Origin of the sequence: Bacteroides sp. AM23-12 (assembly GCF_003434395.1) — a bacterium.
Lineage (GTDB): Bacteria > Bacteroidota > Bacteroidia > Bacteroidales > Bacteroidaceae > Bacteroides > Bacteroides thetaiotaomicron.
This window is the reverse complement of the sequence record NZ_QTLF01000117.1, coordinates 238-586: the sequence shown is the minus strand read 5'-3', so window position 1 is coordinate 586 and position 349 is coordinate 238. Positions and strand designations below refer to the sequence as shown.

General features: G+C 53.3%; 1 pseudogene. It reads left to right on the top strand.

Annotated elements, in window-relative coordinates:
* Positions 1 to 273: pseudogene (locus tag DW640_RS23440) on the top strand (conjugal transfer protein TraD); the annotation flags it as partial.
* Positions 274 to 349 lie beyond the last annotated feature (76 nt).

Below are 349 nucleotides of genomic sequence, written 5' to 3'. Positions count from 1 at the left end.
GACACGCCACGGGCTTCGGGCAGCAGCTTTGACGAGATTGACGACGCCTGCAAGACCGCCAAAAACCCGGACGCGACACAGGCGGAACGTGAAAAGGCGGCTAAGGTGTTCACCGACATGGAGGGCACGGAGTTGTACGAGAAAATGATGGAAGGCTCTTCGGAGATAGGCATCCGCATCAAGGGGCTTATCGAGATTCGGCTGAAGAAATCTGAAAAGGAGTTCGTCGTGCCGGACAACATCGAGGAGTTCGACATTCGCAACTATGTATGACAACAATAAAAGAAATGAACATGAAAGAATGACATCAACCCACGCGGCGAGGAAACGCAAGGCGCATCCCCATCCG